General features: G+C 63.8%; 1 protein-coding gene. It reads left to right on the top strand.

Going from position 1 to position 1,660, the window contains the following annotated elements:
- Window positions 1-1,660 (top strand): Ig-like domain-containing protein (locus EN824_RS35475; protein ID WP_189522267.1); only part of this gene is annotated, 1,660 nt, incomplete at both ends.

Here is a 1,660-nt window from a genome sequence, read left to right on the forward strand (position 1 = left end):
CAACGGCATCGACGCCATCCATATCGACCTGGTCGCATCGTCGCTGCCAATCCTGGCGGGCACCAACGGCTCGGCGACAGTCAATGTGACGCTGCTCGACAACTTCCCGCATCCCGACGCGGGTGGACAGAATGTCATCAACCTGACCGGCATCAATGTGGTCGCTACCGATTCGGACGGAGACCAGGCGAGCGCGACGGTTCAGGTCAATGTTACAGACGACGTGCCGACGGCGGTTGCCGACAGTGCGACGCAGACGACCGAGAATGCGCCTGTGACGGTGAACGTGTTCGCCAACGACGTGCCTGGCGCGGACGGAGTGAACATCACCGATCCGACCAAGGTGAGCTATGTGGCGGGATCGCTGGCGGGCGGCACCGGAACGGTCACCTACCACAATGATGGCACCTTCACCTACGCGCCGGTCGCCGGCGAGGAAGGGACGGTGACGTTCCAGTACCAGATCGTCGACGGTGACGGCGATCCGTCGGTGACCACGGTGACGATCAACCTGCTGAAGGATTCGACGCCGACGCTCGTGATCGCCGCGGGTTCGGACACCAGCGTGAACGAGGCTGGCCTTCCGGTGCGCGGCATCGAGCCGGCAGGTTCCGGCGAGATTGCCGACCATGATGGGACCAACAACAGCGATCCGAGCGAAACGGCGACGGGCGCGCTGACGATCACGACGGGCAGCGACACGATCGGCCACCTTTACGTGACCGACAAGAACAACCTCCAGGTGGAAGTGACCAATGGCGGCCTGGTGCATGGCCAGTATGGCGACCTGACGATCACCGGCACGCCGGCGACAGGCTACACCTATTCCTACACGCTGCTGGACAACACCTCGGGCAACACTACCCATGACGACTTCGCCGTCCAGGTGGTCGATTCCGACGGTGATCCGGCCTCCACGACGCTCTCCATCGCCATCGTCGACGACGTGCCGACGGCGGTTGCCGACAGTGCGACGCAGACGACCGAGAATGCGCCTGTGACGGTGAACGTGTTCGCCAACGACGTGCCTGGCGCGGACGGAGTGAACATCACCGATCCGACCAAGGTGAGCTATGTGGCGGGATCGCTGGCGGGCGGCACCGGAACGGTCACCTACCACAATGATGGCACCTTCACCTACGCGCCGGTCGCCGGCGAGGAAGGGACGGTGACGTTCCAGTACCAGATCGTCGACGGTGACGGCGATCCGTCGGTGACCACGGTGACGATCAACCTGCTGAAGGATTCGACGCCGACGCTCGTGATCGCCGCGGGTTCGGACACCAGCGTGAACGAGGCTGGCCTTCCGGTGCGCGGCATCGAGCCGGCAGGTTCCGGCGAGATTGCCGACCATGATGGGACCAACAACAGCGATCCGAGCGAAACGGCGACGGGCGCGCTGACGATCACGACGGGCAGCGACACGATCGGCCACCTTTACGTGACCGACAAGAACAACCTCCAGGTGGAAGTGACCAATGGCGGCCTGGTGCATGGCCAGTATGGCGACCTGACGATCACCGGCACGCCGGCGACAGGCTACACCTATTCCTACACGCTGCTGGACAACACCTCGGGCAACACTACCCATGACGACTTCGCCGTCCAGGTGGTCGATTCCGACGGTGATCCGGCCTCCACGACGCTCTCCATCGCCATC

The sequence above is a fragment of the Mesorhizobium sp. M8A.F.Ca.ET.181.01.1.1 genome, assembly GCF_004792025.1.
Classification (GTDB): Bacteria; Pseudomonadota; Alphaproteobacteria; order Rhizobiales; family Rhizobiaceae; genus Mesorhizobium.